This is a genomic window from Azospirillum sp. TSH64 (assembly GCF_003116035.1).
Classification (GTDB): domain Bacteria; phylum Pseudomonadota; class Alphaproteobacteria; order Azospirillales; family Azospirillaceae; genus Azospirillum.
This window is the reverse complement of sequence record NZ_LGQW01000015.1, coordinates 3,262,879-3,280,799: the sequence shown is the minus strand read 5'-3', so window position 1 is coordinate 3,280,799 and position 17,921 is coordinate 3,262,879. Positions and strand designations below refer to the sequence as shown.

Below are 17,921 nucleotides of genomic sequence, written 5' to 3'. Positions count from 1 at the left end.
TTTCCGGACGTCTCTCGTCGCCCGGCACCGTCAGAGTGGCGGAGGATACGGTATACCAGCAAATTGTATTTTCTGATGGCGTGATAGCTTTTGGCTATCAAGCGCCGCGGCGCCCCTTCAGCGGATCGCCAGCCGCCAGGGGATCATGGCGTCGGCGACGCCGATGGCGACGCGCTGGGCGATGTCGGCATCGGCGGCTGCCACCGCCAGCGCCTTGGCGAGCGGCGGCGGCGGGTCGCGGTCGGCATAGGCGAGGCCGACGACGTGGCTCAGCTCCGGATCGACCAGCGGCAGGGCGACGATGTCGGGATGCGGCGGCACGAAGGTCAGCAGCTGGCCCGGCACGATGCTGGCGCAGCTGCCGGCGCGAACGATGGTGTAGAGGGTGACGATGGAGTTGGTCTCCATCGCCGCCTCCACCGTCCGCCCGGTCATGCGGAAGGCGGTGTCGGCGATGCGGCGGTTCTGCATGTCGGGGGTGAGCAGGCAGAGCCGCAAGGCCGCCGCCTTCTCCCACGGCACCGCCCCTTGCGCGATCAGCTCCTCCGCCAGATCGTCGCGGCGGGCCAGCAGGTGGTAGCGCTCGGTGTAGAGCGGCAGGGTGCGGACGTTGTTCAGCGGCTCGTTGTCGAGATAGGTGATGGCGGCGTCCAGCTCGAACTCGTCGAGCCCGCGCTGGATCTCGCGCGAGCTGAGCGACACGACGCTGGAGCGGATGTGCGGAAAGCGGGTGGTGAAGGGGGTCAGCACATGCGGAACCACCGGCAAGGCGGTGGGGATGGCGCCCAGCCGCAGATGGCCGGTGACGCCCTGGGCCAGCGCCAGCAGCTCGTGGCGCAGGCTGTCGCGCTCGCCGACGATGCGGCGGGCGTATTCCAGCACCTTCAGCCCCTCCGGCGTGAAGCCCTCGAACTTCTGGCCGCGCTCGACGATGGGGACCTGAAGCTCCTCCTCCAGCTGGCGGATGGCGTTGGAGAGGGTCGGCTGCGAGACGTGGCAGCTCTCCGCCGCGCGGCCGAAATGCTTCTCGCGCGCCAGTGCCAGCAGATAGACGAACTTGCGGAACATCGCCCCTCCCCTGGCTCAAGCCGCCGGGTCGAAGGGCGGGACCGGCAGGCCCGGCACATCGACCGTCATGGCGAACAGCCCGCCCGACTGCGGCAGCCGCTCCAGCTCGTCGGCCGGGCGGCCGGCGCTGGCGGTGGTGACGTAGAGCGTGCGCAGGTCGGGACCGCCGAAGGCCACCATGGTCGGGCAGCGCGCCGGCAGCGGATGTTCCGACAGCAGTTCCCCGTCCGGCGAGAAGCGCGCGACCCGCCCGCCCTCGTAGAGCGCCGACCAATAGCAGCCCTCGGCATCCACCGCCGCCCCATCCGGCCGGCCGCGGTCGCCGTCCTTCGGCTCCAGCCGGAAAAAGACCTCGCCGTCCGAGATCGCCCCGGTCGCCGGATCGTAGCGGTAGCGGCGGACGGTGAAGGTCGGCGTGTCGGCATGGTAGAGCGTCCGCCCGTCCGGACTGAAGGCCAGCCCGTTGGAGGTCAGCAGCCCGCCGGCCAGCACCGCCAGCCCGCGGCGGTCGTAGCGGTAGAGATGCGCCTTGCCGCCGGCCTTCGGCTCGTCCAGCGTGCCGGCCAGATAGCGGCCGGCGGGATCGGTCTTGCCGTCGTTGAAGCGGCTGGCGCCCTGGTCCTCCGGATTGGCGGCGAGGCAAGTCACCGGCCGCCCCTCCCCGTCCAGCTGCCACAGGCCGGAGCGCAGACCGGCGATGAAGCCGCCGCCCTTGCGCGGGGCGACGCAGCCGATCTCCTCCGGCAGAGCCATCGCACGGGCTGCGCCGGTCGCCGGATCGAAGCGGTTCAGCGCCTTGCCCTTGATGTCGACCCAATAGAGCGCCTGCTCGTCCACCGACCAGACCGGCCCCTCCCCCAGCCTGGCACGGGCATCGAGCACGCAGGTGAAGGCGGGGCTGGCGGTCATCGCAGGATCCTCGGGAGTCGAACGGACCCGCAGGGTCGGACAGTTCGGCCGCGTGATCAAGGACTCTGGCAAGGCCTCTGGCGAGCGCCCCGGCGGGACCGGTCCCGCGCCCGGCGGGGGATGGAACGGCGTGGAACAGGATCCGGCGGATGTTCCATCGTCCGGCCGCCCCCTACCGCTGCCAGGAGAAGGCGCCGACGCCGCGGCGGCTGACCGGGCCGGGGTTGAGGTTGGGGTACTCCTCATACTGGTTGAGGGTGTAGGGGAAGACGCCCTTCGGCCCGGCGGCCTCCGGCTGGGCGACGACGGCGGCGACCAGGGCCGGGCTGGGCGGATGGCGCTCGCGGAGGGCGCCGGGGATGTCGTCGTCGTCCAGTTCGGGGACGATGACGGCGGGCGGGTCCTCGGGCTTCGGGGCCGGCCTGGGGGCGGGCGGTTCGGCGGAGTGCTGGGCGGAGTGCCGGTCGGCTTGCGCGGCCTGCCGCTTGGCCGCGGGCAGGTCGAGGCCGGCGAACAGGCCGAGCCGCTCGGCCAGCCAGCGCACGGTGGCGGGATCGCCGGAGGAAACCAGCCGCTCGATCTGCTCGGCCACCAGCACCCGCAGCGAGGACAGCCGCAGTTCGGCCTCGCGGTTCAGCGCCTGCCGCTCCCACCAGACCCTGTGACGAAAATCCTTGGAGCCGTAATAGGCGCGCCACAGCGTCGTCCGGCTGCACCCCATGGCGCGCGACACCTGAAGGAAGCTGTTGCCGCGGGCCAGCATGCCGGCGGCCATGATCCATTGTTCCTCGTGGAACTGCGAACCGGGAACCAGCGAGCCTTCCGACGGAGTCGGCGGCTCCTCGGCCCAGCGGGGAAAATTGTCGGTGGTGAAGCTGCGGGGATCGAGGGGCATGGCGGGACTCCACAAGCGAGGGGGCTTGCAGAGAGGTTACAGGAAAATTTTCCTTGAATGGTGAGGTTTTGCGAAAGCGCGGGCGAGTTTCCCTCAGCCTCAGAGCGGTTTTGATCCGCACTCTAAACGTCGGCCTGACTATGAAAGAGCGAAGGGTAGGAGCCATCGGCCCTGCCCCCGTGTTTAACCATATTTTTGATATCGCAAGACATTGCGCATAATGAGAGAATGAAGATAAAATTGCGAACTACATTATACCTATACAAGGAGAGGTTATGTCTGCAACCATCCACCGGCTCAGCCTTTTCGCTATCATCTCTGCAATCGAAGAAGACCTAAGAGCTCTGATCCGAAACCATATACTTTGTCAATTTCCCATCGAGCGCCTGTTCAACCCTGTGATAATGACGCAGCTCGGAGACCGTCGAGCACGAGACCAAGACGCCGTTACAGATTTTGAAAGCAAAGATCTTCTCCTGTATACAAACTTATCTGAAGTTATTGATATTTGCATAACATTCGGAAAGACTCTCGGATCTGATACAGACAAATATTTTAAGCAGATCGTTGAACAGCTAAAATCCGCTGTACCCATACGGAACAGAGTAATGCATTCTCGCCCATTACATTTTGATGATTACGGGCGCATTTCCGATCTGGCCAAGCACCTTGCAAAAGGACGGGTTGATATTTGGAATAATCTTCGGATTATGCTTTCTCATATTAATGAAGACAAAAACTATGTTACTCGCCTATCAATTCGTCCCCTTGAAGAGCCTGAGAGCAATATTCTTAACAACCTCCCATCTCCTGATTTTGATGATACCGGTTTTATTGGACGAGGTGATATAGCTGAGGCAACAAAGCAAGCTATATTAGGATCCTACCCAGTAGTGACAATTACTGGCGAAGGGGGGTTAGGGAAGAGTGCCCTTGCGCTAAAAGTTTCTTATGATTTACTAGATGACCCAACTTGTCCCTTTCAAGCTATTGTCTGGACTACTGCAAAAGCTAATAAATTAACTCCTACCGAAATTGTTTCGATTGATAACGCTATTACTGACTCATTGGGGATTTTTACTGCAGCCTCGTCTTTTATCGCGACAAATAAAGGGGCAGACCCTCTTGAACAGTTAATAAAAAATCTCGCTGCATTTGAAATACTCTTAATAATTGATAATTTAGAAACGATTTTGGATGATAATATTAGGAATCTAGTGAGGAAGATTCCACGTGGCAGCAAAGTTCTTTTTACTTCACGTGTAAGCATAGGTGCGTTTGACTTTCCAATAAACCTACCTCCTTTTGATCAAAAGGAGGCACAACATTATTTTCGCTTAACGTCTCGCGTGTGGGGACTTTCTGATTATGCTCAAGCATCTTCAGATAGGGTATCTGATTACTGTAGAAAGCTGCAGCACAATCCTCTTTTTATAAAATGGTTTATACAAGCTATTCGCTCCGGTCAGAGGCCAGAATCAATTCTAGCAAATCCGAGACTTATACTAGAGTTTTGCTTGTCTAATGTATATAATCACTTAAATGATGAAGCAAAGAAAATTATGTCAGCGCTTGTTTGCGTAGGAGGCGCTAGAAGCCAAGCGACATTATCTTACCTTACTGATATGGATAGCTCAACAGTACAGTCTACTCTTTCTAGCCTACTTTCATCTAACTTGATAACATCTCGCCCATCAAAACAGGGGTATGAAGGGGAGACGTATTCTCTTTCAGAGCTCGCTACTCTTTACCTAAGAAATTATGTGCGTCCGAGCATTGAAGTGCAACGCACATACCTGAAACGAAAACAACAACTTATATCCGCAAGAGAAGAAGTAGAAGCGCTCCTTAACAAGAATCCATACGATATGGATAATATAACAGTTCATTCTGAGGGCGATTATGTTGTTGCTAGAATTCTTCTTGAATCCATATCTCATATTAAGAAGAAAGATTATGTTGGCGCTGAGGATAAAGTTAATTCAGCATTAGATTTAGCTCCAACATTCTTTGAGGTACGCCGAGTTGAAGCTAGCGTCGCGGCTCTCCAGCAGAATTATGTTAAAGCTCAAGCAGCTTACGAAGCGGCAGTTTCTCTTGCGCCTACTCATGCTCCATTACGGTTATGGTATGGTGACTTTCTCTTCCGTTGCCTAGATGAAGTACAAGCTGCTCTAGAACAATATGAAAGTGGGTTGCAACACGATCCTGGAAGTCCGCATCTATTACTTGGCGCAGCGCGCTTGGATCTGTTCCGTCGCAAATTTCCTGAAGCTCGTGAACGCCTAAATATACTATTGCGTATGAAAGACTTGCAGCCACGTTTACAACGACGGGTTATCGACGCAAATTTCCAGTACTATCTTCGTCTTGCTGACTTTGAGTCGTCTAAAGACAACATGCCTGCCTGTCTCTCAGCAATGAAGGATTTTCGTACGGCGTACGAGGCCGTAAACCAAAGCGAGATTGATCGAATCACACGAAATAATATATCGCGGGCTAATGGATTATTTGTTAATCTTGTGAAATTTTATGATGGTACTCCAGAAATACGAGAGGTTAGAGAGTTTAAAGAATGGTTTTTATTATATTTTCAGGGAGAATCTTTGATGGAGCGCTATATTCCAAGAAGAGTCCAACTGCCAGATAAGAAAAATGATATTGAAGGAATTATTCACAACGTACGTGAAAAATTTGGATTCATCGATTTTGAAGGAGACCGTTTTTTCTTTTCGATCACTGAGTTTAAAAGTGTAGCTCCATTTACAGAATGGCTTAACGGCAAAGGTGTTATATTTGATATTGGGCAGAATGACTCTAGAATATGCGCAATAAATGTAAGGTTAATAATTCCAGACTGGCTACCTCCAGGAAGAAAAATTGGATTTTTACAGAAGAAATTTAGTAATTATGGTTTTATTTCCGGCTTAGACGGAGAAAAATACTTTTTAATACCTAGCGCTGTTGGCTTGAATATTAATTTTCAAGAACTAGAAATAGGATTCCCCCTTGAATTTTCGGCAAAACCAGTTCCAGGGAGAAACTCACTAGCTGAATTTGTAACTTTTATTGAAAAGTGGTGACAGAATGAGTGTGTACATCTATAATCAGCAGTATTGATAGTGCTCACGACCCCGAACAACTGCTGGTCAACGGCCATGACGCACCGCTAGGGTGCTGACCGTTGTCGAGGACGCTGGCGGACATAGGGGCCACCTTGCCGTCGGGAAGCCGGATGACCAGAACTTGTCCGGCTTCCACTTCCATGGGCGGGAAGGTGCTCCGCCGCGCTGGTCGGTGCTGGTCACGGCCAACTGGCGCGTTACCTTCGCCTGGGAAGCCCCCCATGCCATCGCCAACGATCTAGCAGGCCGCGGAAAAAGGCTATGCCCGGCCTGCCGGTCGTGATTCTCTCCGTTCGAAGAGAATGCGGCCGACGAGGGGACGATGCGGGGATCGGACGAACACAGCGAGGGTCTGTTCAGCTATGTGAGCTGTGAGGCCCGTGTTCCGGCGAGCCATCCTCTACGACCGATCCGGGCCATCGTTGATGAAGCGCTGGAGGTGATGTCGCCGGCGTTCGAGGGGCTGTACTCGACGATCGGGCGACCGTCGATCCCGCCGGAGAAGCTGCTGCGGGCACTGCTGCTCCAGGCCTTCTACTCGGTGCGCTCGGAACGCCAACTGATGGAACAGCTCGACTACAACCTGCTGTTCCGCTGGTTCGTCGGCTTGTCGATGGACGTCCCGGTGTGGGACGTCACTGTGTTCACCAAGAACCGTGAGCGCCTGCTGGCCGGCGATGTGGCGGCCAAGTTCCTGGCCACCGTGCTGGGTCAACCCCGGGTCAAGGCGCTGCTGTCTGACGAGCACTTCTCGGTGGATGGGACGCTGATCGAAGCCTGGGCGTCGGTGAAGAGCTTCCGGCCCAAGGACGGTAGCGGCGAGCCGCCGGGGCCGGGGCGCAACGGCGACCGCGACTTCCATGGTGAGAAGCGGTCCAACGAGACCCATGCCTCGACCAGCGATCCCGAAGCGCGGCTGTACCGCAAGGGCAACGGGCAGCCGGCGAAGCTGGCCTTCATGGGCCACGCCCTGATGGAGAACCGGAACGCCCTGGTGGTGAATGTCCGGCTGACGGCAGCCACCGGCTTGGCCGAACGCGAGGCGGCGGTGTCCATGGTCGAGGCGATCCCCGGCCGTCACCGCATCACGGTGGGCGCCGACAAGGCTTACGACACCAAGGATTTCGTGGCGAACATGCGCGAGTTGGGCGCCGCTGCGCACGTCGCGCAGAACACGCGCAATCGCCGCTCGGCGATCGACGGCCGGACCACCCGCCACCCTGGCTATGCCGTGTCCTTGCGCATCCGCAAACGGATTGAGGAGCTGTTCGGCTGGATCAAGGGAGCTGGCTTGCGCAAAACGCGTCATCGCGGCACGGCCCGCGTCGGTTGGATGTTCACCCTGACCGCTACCGCCTACAACCTGATCCGCCTGCCCAAGCTGCTGGCGGCGGCATAATTACGCCTGGAGTCCCCCTGAACGGTGGCTCCGGGCATCTCAGAGCGCGAAAAGGCGCTCCATTCTAACAAAAACGGGCGGCTGAACCGCCATTTCCAAGCCTCAGCGGAGGCAAAAAGCCGAAATATGTTCGTTTTTCCGCGACCTGCTAGAGGATTATCACTGATGACGGACTCTTCAGTCCGGCGTGGCCTTGCCCCGCTCCATGCCGGCGCCCTCCTGCGCGAAGACGTACTTCCGACTCTGGACCGGCCTGCTTCCGAGATCGCCAAACTGCTGCGGGTGTCGCGCCAAACCCTGCATACCCTGTTGCGGGAAGAACAGCCGGTCACGCCGGCCATGGCGCTGCGGCTCGGCAAGCTGTGCGGCAACGGGCCAGAGCTGTGGCTGACCCTGCAAGCTAAGCACGACCTCGACCAGCTTGGCCGCGAGATGCTGCCGACCTCGCCGAGATTCCCACCCTCAACGCCGCCTGAACTTCTGAAAGCAGGCGTCAGCCCTCACTCCCCGCCCATCACTCCGCAGACAGCGGCTGCACCGCCGTCAGCTTCTCCAGCAGCCGCTTCAGCTCCTCGACCGAGATAGGGCGGCTGAACAGGAAGCCCTGGTAGCTTTCGCAGGCCAAATCGCGCAGCAACTGCAACTGCTCCTACGTCTCTACCCCCTCGGCGGTCACCGACAGGCCCAGGCTGCGGCCGAGACCGACGATGGCGCGCGGGACGGAGGCGTCCGGGCATCGCGATCACAACCACACCGCAGGCCGAGCCTTCCGCCGGCTGCCGCTATGGGACCGCGTGCTCTTCGATGCAATCGACGCGGTCCGGATAAAACGCCAGATGGTCGCGGATCGCGGCCACGGCGGGATAGGGAGTCTCGTAGGTCCAGACAGCGTTGACCGCGACGCGGTCACCCACGCGCAGGCTGTAGTACGACGCATCGCCCTTGTAAGGGCAATGCGTCGTGTGCGCTGTGCGCTCGAAGGCCGTCATGTCGGCATCCGCGCGGGGAATATAGTGGACCGCAGGCAACGTCGCCTCCGTCAGCGTCAGGGCGCGTGCCGTTTCGGCGACGACCCGGCCGGCGAAGACGACACGGATCCGGTTCGGGTTGGGGACGATCGCGATGGGATGCTCGGGACCGGGAATTTTCACAGCGATACTCCTTGCTCGCCAGCGGTCGCGCCGGTCATGGCGCTTCCGCCATGCTACTCTGGGCGGTGTGACGGAGCGTTGTCCTCGTTTCACATCCGTGCCACAGGTGGCTCCACCGAGGAAAGATTGGATCTCAATGAGCATGCAGCCATGGGAAGGACGTGACCGGCTGGTCGCGATCGACATCGAGACGACCGGACGGCGCCTGCCGAGCCTCCAGGACATCCGCAAGGCGCCCAAGGGCCTGCGCCAGCCCGGCATCATCATCGAAATCGGGTGTCTCGAGCTTCTCCGCGAGGGGGATGGCTGGAGGAAGGCGCGCAGCTGGGAGACGCGGGTCAACCCCGACGCCCCTCTCCATCCCGACGCCATCAAGGTGCACGGCATCAAGCCCGCCGACCTGAAGGCGGCGCCCCGCTTTCCCGAGGTGGCCGACGCGCTTCTCGCCTTCCTGGGCGAGGATCTTCTGGTGGCCCATGCCTATGAGAACGAGATGGACTTCCTGAACCACGAGTTCGCGCGCTGCGGACGCGCCGCATGGGGGGCCGAAACCTTCCCGGCGGACCGGTTCATCTGCACCAAGGAGATGTCGCACGCGGCCTTCCCCGGCGCTTCCGGCTCGCTCGATGCGCTGTGCGACCGGCTGTGGCTCGACCGGAGCGACCGCTTCGCCCACCATGGCGCGCTGCTCGACGCGGACCTGACGGCCGACGCCTTCGTCAAGATGGCGTTGGGCGATACCGGCCCGCGCGACGCCGTGTATGAGTGAGACGCGGCGCCCTATTCCGCCGACACCGGATGCGCGGGGGGCTGCACGGGCGGCTGCATGGGGGGCTGCACCGCCGTCCGCGTCTCCAGCAGCCGCTCCACCTCCTCGGCCGGGATGGGGCGGCTGAACAGGAAGCCCTGGTAGCTTTCGCAGGCCAGATCGCGCAGAAGCTGCAACTGCTCCTGGGTCTCCACCCCCTCGGCGATCACCGACAGGCCGAGGCTGCGGCCGAGACCGACGATGGCGCGCGGGACCGACGCGTCGCTGGCGCCGGTCGACAGGTCGTGGATGAAGGAACGGTCGATCTTCAGCTTGTCGATGGGCAGGCGATGCAGGTAGCTGAGGCTGGAATAGCCGGTGCCGAAATCGTCCAGCGCGATCAGCACGCCGCGCTGCTTCAAGGCCGCCAGGGTGGCCGCTGCCGATTCGATGTCGTCGATCAGCGTGCTTTCCGTCACCTCGATCTCCAGCTCGGAGCCGCTGAGGCCGTTGGCGTCGAGCGCGCGGGCGACCGTGACCGGAAGCTGGCCGTCGCGGAACTGGGCGCCGGACACGTTGACCGCCACCGGGATCGACAGGCCGAACCGCGCGCGCCAGCGCCGGATCTGGGCGCAGGCCTCGGACAGCACCCAGTCGCCCATCGCCAGAACCAGCCCGGTCTCCTCCGCCACCGGCAGGAAACGGCCGGGCAGGATCAGCCCCTCCTCGGGATGGCGCCAGCGGACCAGCGCCTCCAGCCCGACGATGCGGCCGGTCAGGGTGTCGACCTGGGGCTGGTAGACCAGGAAAAGCTCGCCCTCGCGGATGGCCTGGCGCAGCGCGCTCTCCAGATCCAGGCGCTCGCGCGACTTGGCGCCCATCTCCCTGGTGACGAAGCGGAAGCCGTTCCGCCCCTGCTCCTTGGCATGGTACATGGCGATGTCGGCGCAGCGGATCAGCCCTTCGGGATCGTCGGCGTCGTCGGGGTACAGGCTGATGCCGATGCTGGGCGTCACCACGAAATTCTGGCCGCCGACGGCAAAGGGGCTGGCCAGATGCGCCACCACCTTCTCCGCCACGCGGGCGGCGTCCTTCGGCTCCGTCACCCGGCGGACGACGATCAGGAACTCGTCGCCGCCCAGCCGGCCGACCGTGTCGGATTCGCGCAACCCCGCCTGGAGCCGGCGCGCCACCGAGCGCAGCACCTCGTCGCCAAAGCTGTGGCCCAGGCTGTCGTTGATCACCTTGAAGCGGTCGAGGTCGATGAACAGCACCGCCACCTTGGTGCCGTCGCGCCGCCCCTCGCGCAGCGCCTGGGCGATGCGGTCGTAGAGCAGGACGCGGTTGGGCAGGCCGGTCAGCGCATCGAAATGGGCGAGATACTGGATGTGCTGCTCGGCCCGGCGCTTCTCGCCGATGTCCTCGGCGAAGGCCAGGACGAATTTTAAAGCACCCCCGGCGGTGACCGGCTGGAAATGCAGGCTGAAATGGCTGCGCCGGCCGCCCATCAGCAGGGGCTGGTCGGATTCGAGCTTGCCGCTCTCGCCATGCAGCGCCGCCTCCAGCGCGACGACCGACGCCTGGTCGCCGAAGCGCAGCCGGGCGTCGGTGCCGACCAGCCCCTGCCGCGGCAGGCCGGCGGCGGCGGCGAAGGCCGGGTTGCAGTCCAGCACCAGCCCGTCGGTGCCGAGCAGTGCGATGCCCAGCGGCGCCTGGGTGAACAGCTGCTGCCGCTCCGCCTCCTGCAGGCGCAGCGAGGCGGTCATCTCGCCGGCCAGCTCGACCGCGCGGGAATGGGTCACCAGCGCCATGCGCAGGACCAGCGACAGCGCGATGCTGAGCGCGAGGCCGACCGCCAGCAGGGCGCCGGGCACCCAGTCATGGGCGGTGAACAGTCCGTCGGGAAGCCGGTCGTAACGGACGGTCCAGATGCGCCCGCCGACCGGCAGCTCGCGGTTCAGGGTGATCGTGGGCGCGGATTCCAGCGGGCGGTGGCTGCGGTAGAGCGGAAACTCGGCCTCCGCCGGCGGCACGTCGTAGATCTCGAGACCGGTGTCGGGACTTTGGCCGTCGATCAGCCCGTCCACCAGCGGGCCGATCCGGACCGGGGTCAGCACCACCCCGGTGAAGGAGGCGCGGCGCGCTTCAAGCGACGGCGGCAGGGGATCGCCGCGGTAGGTCGCTTGATAGAGGATGAAGGCGGGCCTGGCCCCCGCCGCCTCGTCGATCTTCAGGGTGATGGCGCGGGTGGCGGCCGGTTCGCCGCTGTCGCGCGCCCGTTCGATGGTCGAGCGCCGCACCGCCTCCGACATCATGTCGAAGCCGATGGCCCGCACATTCGCCTCGTTGACCGGGGCGGTGAAGATGTTGACCACCCGGTCCGCCCCGGCATGCTCCGGCCAGATGCGGAAGGCCGTCAGGCCGGACGCCCGCATCGACGCCACCAGATCGCCCGACCGCTCGGCCGCGACGGCGCGGGCATAGGCGATGGAGATGATGCCGGGATAGCGCTGCGGCATGTCCAGCGCCTCGACGAAGCGGCTCCACTGCGTCCAATGCATGTCGGGGAAGGTCATCGCCAGCGAGGCGGCGCTGCGTGCCACCTGCTCGTACACCTTGATGCGGTCGGCCAGCTGGCCGTGGATTTCCTCGACCCGCGCGGAAAAGCGGTGCGCCTCCTCGCGCGCCAGCAGATGCTCGGACTGGAGCATCGCCAGCAGGGACAGGCCGGCGCCGACAATCAGGGCCAGCAGGGGGACGGCCACCGGCATGTGAGGATTGCGCAGGACGCGACGGGCTGTCGGGTTCGGACCGGAGGCCGACGGGCTGTCCGCAATCGGATCTGCCTTGGGATCGGCTGCCGGTTCCGGCATCAGAACTCCTCTAGGATCTTCGGGCTGGTCAACAGAAGCTTTTCGATCATGCCGAGGATCTGTTCGATCTTGCTGCGGGTGGCGTCCAGCTCGTCGGCCATCTTGTCGTCGATGCCGGCTTCCATCAGCATGGTGTCGAAGGTGTGCAGCGTTTCGTTGAAGGCCTTCTGTTCCGCCACCAGCACGTCGAAGGCGCCCAGCGAGGCGGTCAGCGCCAGCGGCGGGTCGCTGACGAAGGAATGGCTGATGTCGGTGAAGATGGCGATGGCGCTCAGCTTCTGCCGCAGCACCCATTGAGGGAAATTCGACGGCAGCTCCTTGCCGGCGACCTCCAGCCTTTCCTGGATCGAGAAGATCAGGCCCTGGATGTCGAGATAGGCCGCCCGGATTTCGCGGAAGCGCGGAAAGGTCTTCGGCTTGCCGGCGGCCCGCAGGCGGGCCAGCGCCGCGATGTCCTCGGTCAATTTGCGGGCCATCCGAAGAACGACGTCCGTCACCTTCGACATCACACGCCTCCGCTCAACGGACTGCCCCCGCGCATCGCCAGATCCGGACCGCCGCACTCACCGGTCCGGAGGCCAGATTACACCAGATCCTACCACGAACGTTAGTGTTACCGAGCGGCGGCCGGCGGACAGCGTCGCGCTTGCTGTGTTTTCCACGCTCCACCCCGCCGCATCGGTGGGAAAATCGACCGGCGAAGATAGGCAACAACTCAAGTCAAGACGAAATCCTTTCCCTATTCGGGTTAGGCACTCAGAGGGAGTGCGTCCAAGTTGAATCGATGGAAACGATACTTTAAATTTGCGCAACCATCCTGTTACTGAGCACGTATTACGGCCTACTCGGCTTTGCCCACGGATTATTTCGTCCGGCGCAGGTCATTCCAATCTTGTCTCAATCCGATGAAAGATCCGACATGCGACGTGTATCCGTTGTCCTGGTCTGCCTCGCACTTCAAGGATGTGCCGGCTCGCCCTTGTCAAATCTGGTTTCGGGCCAGCGCTACCAGACCACGTCCGACGTCACGGCGTCCTGGGTGGGAGCGTCCGAAGACGATCTGGTCCTGTCATGGGGCCCGCCGCAGAACAGCCATGTGCTGAACAACGGATCGAAGATGATCGGGTATCAGTATTCATGGCTGACGAACGGCCGGCACTCGGAAGAGTGGGGCTATGTTCCCGATTACGCCAGCTGCGAACAGCGCTTCCTGGTCGAACAGGGCGTCATCACGCGCTGGTACTCGTCCGGCGACTGCCCCAAGCGGCCTAAGGGAGCCAAGCTGATCCCGGCCGGCACGCCGGTCCCCCGGCCGACCCTGTAAGGCCGTCCCAGGGGATCCGAAGCGTCGCCGGCCGCCGCCGGGACGGGGCGGCCTATCCGCGTCCGAACGACGCGATGGCGTCGGCGAGAAGGCCGCTGAGCGACAGGGCGTTGGAAGGGTGCGGCACGCCGTCGCAGGACAGCGGCCGGCCCAGCCCCTCCGCGGTGAAGCGTTCGGCGACGATGTCGCTGAACAGCGCATGGACGCCATAGACCTGCACCCGGCTCGCCCCCAGCACCCGCGCGGCGCGGGCGCAGGAGAAGATCGTCTCGCCGGAGCTGATGACGTCGTCGACGATCACCACCGGCCGGCCGTGGATCGGCGCGTCGGGGGGCAGCGCCACCGTGACGTCGCGGTCGCCGCGCCGCTCCTTGCGGCCGACGATGCCGGTCAGGCCGAGCGGGCCGGCCACCGCCTCCACCAGCGGGGCGGACTCCTCGTCCGGGCCGACGATGACGGTGCCCGACGCCACGCCGTTCGCCCGCAGATGCTCGGCGATGGGGGCGGCTCCGCTGAGTGCTGCGGACGGGCGGCCGACGAAGACCTCGTCCAGCGTGTGGGTGCGGTGCAGATGCGGCTCGACGCAGACGAAGCGGTCGAAACAGCGGCCGAGCCAGTCGCCGACCACCGTCTGGCTGACCGGCTCTCCCGGCCTGAAGATGGCGTCCTGGCGCATGTAGGCCATGTAGGGCGCCACCAGGCAGAGTTCGGTCGCCCCCTGGCGCCGCAGCACCGAGGCGGCGAGCGTCAGCTCGACCAGCTTTTCGTTCGGGCGGTCGAGCGAGCGGTAGACGATGGCGCGTTCCACCGGCTCCGGCAGCCGGACCAGGCTTTCGCCGTCGGGGAAACGGTGCAGCTCGGCGATGTGGCAGGGGATCTCCAGCGCCTGGGCCAGACGGCGCGCGGCGTCCGCCGATTCCGGAAAGCCATAGACGGCCGTGTAATTGCCCGTATTGCGGGCCATGCCCCTTCTCCCTCTACCACCTTGGACGGCAGCAAGCTTGGCGCAGGCGGCAGGGGCGGGTCAATCACGGCAAAAGGCGGCACGGCAAAAGGCCGACATGGTCGGCCTAATCGCCACCGGCCTCCACCGCCGGCCGCTTGTCCTCATCGGCCTCGTCCGCTTCCGACGCGGCGGGATCGACATGGATGCTCTCCGCCTTGCGCGCCAGCAGCTGGAAGGCGCCGAGCCCGACGACCAGCAGCGTGACCACGCCCAGCAGCATCACCGGATAGACGATGGCGGAAATCTCGCTGGTGCGCGCCTCGAACACCAGGACCAGCCCTTCCAGGCTGGCGGCGATGATGATCGTGGTCAGGAACTTGGTCAGGGTGCGGCGGGCCTCGTCGGCGCGGCGCAGCTCGCGTTCGCGGACGATCTCCTCCTCATAGAGGTATTTGGCGATCTCGAACACCGCGATGGCCAGCACGATCATCCCCACCCCGTCCAGCATGGCCGATGTCAGGACGGCGCTGTCCAGCGCCACCACCCCCTCCACCACCGTCAGGGCCGACAGGGCGATGAACATCATGGCGAACAGGCCGAGCGTCGCCGCCGCCAGGAAATACATCACGCGTGACGCCGATTCGAACATCGCCCTCGCCTTCCTGCAAGCTGGTCCTTGGCAATGAGAACGCGCGAGGCGGCCGGTCCGCCCGGAGGAGGGAAGCGGATTCGTCGACGCTGCCGGGGAACCTCTTTAGAGTGGCGGCGACCTGCCGCCCCTCTTCCGGTTTTCCACTCCATGACGCAGTTGCCTCCCCCCTCCCCTTCCCCTTCCTCCGGCCATCCCCGTGACGGCGTGGTCGCCAGCGCCGCCTATTGCGACGGCCGGCGCATCGCCGAGGTGCCCATCGACGAGGCCGGCGCCTGGGCGGCCAAGGAGAACCACTTCGTCTGGATCGGCCTGTGGGAGCCGGACGAGGCCCTGCTGATGGAGGTGAAGCGGCAGTTCGGCCTGCATGAGCTGGCGGTGGAGGACGCCCTGCACGCCCACCAGCGGCCGAAGTTGGACGTCTATGGCGACAGCCTGTTCATGGTCCTGCGCACCGCCCGGCTGGAAAACGGCGAGCTGGTGCTGGGCGAGACCCATGTCTTCGCCGGCCGAGGCTATGTCGTCACCGTGCGGCATGGCGCCTCGACCAGCTATTCGCCGGTGCGGGCGCGGGCGGAAAGCGCGCCGCAGCTTCTGAAGCATGGCGAGGACTTCATCGTCTACACCATCATGGACTATGTGGTGGACTGCTACTTCCCGGTGCTCGACCAGATGGGAACCACGGTGGACGAGCTGGACGCCATGCTGATCGCCCGCCCGCCCAGCACGGGGGAGATCGAGCGCATCCACCAGCTGCGCCGCGACCTGGAGCGGCTGCGCCGCAACGCCTCGCCGCTGCTGGAGGTCTGCTCGCGGCTGGAGCGCTTCGACCTGCCGATGATCGACCAGGCGATCCGGCCCTATTACCGCGACGTGCAGGACCATGTGATCCGCGTCAACGAGCAGATCGGCTCGCTGCGCGAGGTGCTGTCCTTCGCCTTCGAAACCAGTATGATCCTGGCGACCGCGCGGCAGAACGACGTGACGCGCAAGCTGGCCGCCTGGGCCGCCATCCTCGCCGTGCCGACCGCCGTCGCCGGCCTGTACGGCATGAACTTCGAGCATATGCCGGAGCTTCACTGGCGCTACGGCTACCCGGCGGTGCTGGCGGTGATCGCCGTGGTCTGCACCGCGCTGTATGTCCGCTTCCGGCGGACGGGATGGCTGTGACGGCGGTCCGGCGGAGCGGCGACGGATCGGGGTGGCCCGGTTCCGGCCGGCTCGTTTGACATGGTTGGTTTTGGAGTTTGGTGAGGGACATGACCGACGCGACGAACAGGCTGCACGCCCTGCTGGACGCCTATCTGCGCTGTCCGGTGGAGGCCGCGCGCACGGAACTGGAACAGGCGCTGCGCGGCTACCAGACCGACTGGATCCGCACCCGCGCCGGGGCCGACGCCCCGCCGCTGCCGGTGGCCGCGGCACCGGCCGCCAAGCCGGTGGCGAAGCCGCGCTTCCCCATCGCGGCGGCCGACATCGATGTTCTGAAGCGGCTGGCCGACGGCTGGACCGGCACCACCGCGGACGTGACGCGCTGGGCCTGGTTCGAGAACCGCGAACTGGTCAGCCTGGAGCCGAACGCGGCCGGCGAGGGGCCGGAGCTGCTGCGCCTCACCCCGCTCGGCTGGGCCGCCATCGGGCGAACGCCGGCGGGCTGACGGACCCGGCCGCGCCCCCTCAGTTCACCTGCGGCAGGGTGAAGATCTGGCCGGGATAGATCATGTCCGGGTCGCGGATCTGCTCGCGGTTGGCGGTGTAGATGGTGGTGTAGAGCATGCCGTCGCCATAGGTGCGGCGCGCCAGACGCCACAGGCTGTTGCCGGGCTGGACGACGATGTTGCGCCCGTCGGTGGCGGATGCCGGCATGGCGGAGACCTGGACCGGCAGTTCGGCCCGCGACACCACCTTCCCGGACAGGGTGACCTGATCGGCGCGGAGCGTGTAGAGGCCGGGGTCGATCAGCTTTTCCGGGGTCAGGCGCCAGTTGCCCTTGGGGTCGCTGTGGGCGCTGCCGACGAGGATGTTGTCGAGATAGAGCTGCACCGCGCTGTTCGGCGCCGCCCGCCCGCCCAGCGCCACCCGGCCGGCGGGATCGTAGTCCATCGTCTCCACCGACACGCCGCCCGGCGGCGGCGGCGCGCCATTGTCGGGAATCGGCGGGGCCTGCAAAAGCGAACTGCCGCCCATGGCCGGCGCCGCACCGGCCAGCCCGTCGCGCGGCACCGCCACCGCGACCGGTGCCGCCGGCAGGGGCGACTCGGGACCGGGCTTCGCCGCGGGTTCCGGCACCATCACCACCACCACCTTGTCGGCGGGAAGCGGGGCATCGGCGCCAGGGCGGGTTTCGGTCAGGTTCAACTCACGGGTGCCGGGCGACAGCGGCTTGTCGGGCAGCATCACCCATTCGCCGCGCTGGTCGGCCTTGGCCGAGGCGACGCGGGTGCCGGCGTCGGTGACGGTGACCTCCGATCCGGGAGCGGCGCGGCCGGCCATCACCGTCGCCCCGTCCGGCGCCACCCGCACCACGTCGAAGCTAGGTGCGGCGGGTTTCGCCTGTTCCCTGGCCGGTTCCGGTGTTGCCGCCGCCGGGGTCGCCGGTGCAGCCTTCTGCGTCTCGGTCCGCGCCGCCGTCTGTGCCGGAGCTGTCGTGGCAGCGGGGGCCACAGTCGCCGGTTTCCCGGCGGGCCAAAGGGCAATCGCCGCCGCCCCACCCATCAGAGCCACGCCCAAAGCTGCGAACAACGCGTTTCGTTTCACCTGAGCACCCATCCGGCGGCCCGCCACCCTGGCAGGATGGCTGACTATAGCAGAAGGACAGGTCGCAAAAGAATGGC

16 protein-coding genes and 1 pseudogene are annotated in these 17,921 nt (G+C 63.9%); 7 read left to right on the top strand and 10 right to left on the bottom strand.

Annotated elements, in window-relative coordinates; translation table 11 throughout:
- Positions 1-117: 117 nt before the first annotated feature.
- The 3 genes from TSH64_RS16420 to TSH64_RS16410 form a co-directional block, all read right to left on the bottom strand.
- Positions 118-1,068 carry a LysR family transcriptional regulator gene (locus TSH64_RS16420; protein WP_109446470.1) on the bottom strand — a complete coding sequence of 317 codons (951 nt, stop codon included), beginning with the start codon at positions 1,066-1,068 and terminating at the stop codon, positions 118-120.
- A gap of 15 nt (positions 1,069-1,083) precedes the next feature.
- Positions 1,084-1,977: an SMP-30/gluconolactonase/LRE family protein gene (locus TSH64_RS16415; RefSeq protein ID WP_109446468.1), complete on the bottom strand. Its 894-nt coding sequence runs from the start codon at positions 1,975-1,977 to the stop codon at positions 1,084-1,086.
- Positions 1,978-2,149: 172 nt separating this feature from the next.
- Positions 2,150-2,872: a hypothetical protein gene (locus TSH64_RS16410; protein WP_109446466.1), complete on the bottom strand. Its 723-nt coding sequence runs from the start codon at positions 2,870-2,872 to the stop codon at positions 2,150-2,152.
- A 275-nt stretch (positions 2,873-3,147) separates the two neighbouring features.
- Between TSH64_RS16410 and TSH64_RS35345 the strand changes: the two genes are divergently transcribed.
- From TSH64_RS35345 to TSH64_RS36400, 3 genes and pseudogenes are all read left to right on the top strand, one after another.
- Positions 3,148-5,955, top strand: coding sequence for a hypothetical protein (locus tag TSH64_RS35345; RefSeq protein ID WP_146208034.1), 2,808 nt, complete (start codon positions 3,148-3,150; stop codon positions 5,953-5,955).
- 364 nt (positions 5,956-6,319) lie between these two features.
- The gene (locus tag TSH64_RS16400; protein WP_109446462.1) at positions 6,320-7,396 is read left to right on the top strand and encodes an IS5 family transposase; all 1,077 of its coding nucleotides are present in this window, start codon (positions 6,320-6,322) and stop codon (positions 7,394-7,396) included.
- Between the two features lie 126 nt (positions 7,397-7,522).
- Positions 7,523-7,762, top strand: a pseudogene (locus TSH64_RS36400) (hypothetical protein); the annotation flags it as partial.
- A gap of 148 nt (positions 7,763-7,910) precedes the next feature.
- Here the strand turns inward: TSH64_RS36400 and TSH64_RS36655 are convergent.
- Together TSH64_RS36655 and TSH64_RS16390 are read right to left on the bottom strand one after the other, a co-directional pair.
- Positions 7,911-8,033: a hypothetical protein gene (locus TSH64_RS36655; RefSeq protein ID WP_282188153.1), complete on the bottom strand. Its 123-nt coding sequence runs from the start codon at positions 8,031-8,033 to the stop codon at positions 7,911-7,913.
- Positions 8,034-8,178: 145 nt separating this feature from the next.
- Positions 8,179-8,547: a DUF427 domain-containing protein gene (locus TSH64_RS16390; RefSeq protein WP_109446460.1), complete on the bottom strand. Its 369-nt coding sequence runs from the start codon at positions 8,545-8,547 to the stop codon at positions 8,179-8,181.
- A 136-nt stretch (positions 8,548-8,683) separates the two neighbouring features.
- On the opposite strand from TSH64_RS16390, the gene TSH64_RS16385 reads away from it, so the two are divergent.
- Positions 8,684-9,316, top strand: coding sequence for an exonuclease domain-containing protein (locus TSH64_RS16385; protein ID WP_109446457.1), 633 nt, complete (start codon positions 8,684-8,686; stop codon positions 9,314-9,316).
- An 11-nt stretch (positions 9,317-9,327) separates the two neighbouring features.
- Here TSH64_RS16385 and TSH64_RS16380 read toward each other — a convergent pair whose 3' ends face one another.
- Together TSH64_RS16380 and TSH64_RS16375 are read right to left on the bottom strand one after the other, a co-directional pair.
- Positions 9,328-12,168 carry an EAL domain-containing protein gene (locus TSH64_RS16380; RefSeq protein WP_109446455.1) on the bottom strand — a complete coding sequence of 947 codons (2,841 nt, stop codon included), beginning with the start codon at positions 12,166-12,168 and terminating at the stop codon, positions 9,328-9,330.
- A complete protein-coding gene (locus tag TSH64_RS16375) occupies positions 12,168-12,674 on the bottom strand; it encodes a hypothetical protein (protein WP_109446453.1) in 507 nt (168 codons plus the stop codon). Before TSH64_RS16375 ends, TSH64_RS16380 begins: the two co-directional genes overlap by 1 nt.
- Before the next feature lie 473 nt (positions 12,675-13,147).
- Between TSH64_RS16375 and TSH64_RS16370 the strand changes: the two genes are divergently transcribed.
- Entirely contained in the window at positions 13,148-13,492 is a 345-nt protein-coding gene (locus TSH64_RS16370) for a hypothetical protein (RefSeq protein ID WP_199237571.1), read from the top strand.
- Positions 13,493-13,544: 52 nt separating this feature from the next.
- Here TSH64_RS16370 and TSH64_RS16365 read toward each other — a convergent pair whose 3' ends face one another.
- Complete coding sequence (locus tag TSH64_RS16365) at positions 13,545-14,456, bottom strand: ribose-phosphate diphosphokinase (protein WP_109446449.1); 912 nt, start codon at positions 14,454-14,456, stop codon at positions 13,545-13,547.
- A 106-nt stretch (positions 14,457-14,562) separates the two neighbouring features.
- Positions 14,563-15,087, bottom strand: coding sequence for a hypothetical protein (locus TSH64_RS16360; RefSeq protein ID WP_109446446.1), 525 nt, complete (start codon positions 15,085-15,087; stop codon positions 14,563-14,565).
- A 150-nt stretch (positions 15,088-15,237) separates the two neighbouring features.
- Here TSH64_RS16360 and corA point away from each other — a divergent pair, with 150 nt between their 5' ends.
- Together corA and TSH64_RS16350 are read left to right on the top strand one after the other, a co-directional pair.
- Positions 15,238-16,257, top strand: a complete 1,020-nt coding sequence (gene corA, locus TSH64_RS16355) for a magnesium/cobalt transporter CorA (RefSeq protein ID WP_109446444.1) — start codon at positions 15,238-15,240, stop codon at positions 16,255-16,257.
- A gap of 89 nt (positions 16,258-16,346) precedes the next feature.
- Positions 16,347-16,745, top strand: a complete 399-nt coding sequence (locus TSH64_RS16350; RefSeq protein ID WP_109446442.1) for a hypothetical protein — start codon at positions 16,347-16,349, stop codon at positions 16,743-16,745.
- A 19-nt stretch (positions 16,746-16,764) separates the two neighbouring features.
- Here TSH64_RS16350 and TSH64_RS16345 read toward each other — a convergent pair whose 3' ends face one another.
- The gene (locus TSH64_RS16345; RefSeq protein WP_247872977.1) at positions 16,765-17,751 is read right to left on the bottom strand and encodes a LysM peptidoglycan-binding domain-containing protein; all 987 of its coding nucleotides are present in this window, start codon (positions 17,749-17,751) and stop codon (positions 16,765-16,767) included.
- Positions 17,752-17,921: the final 170 nt, after the last annotated feature.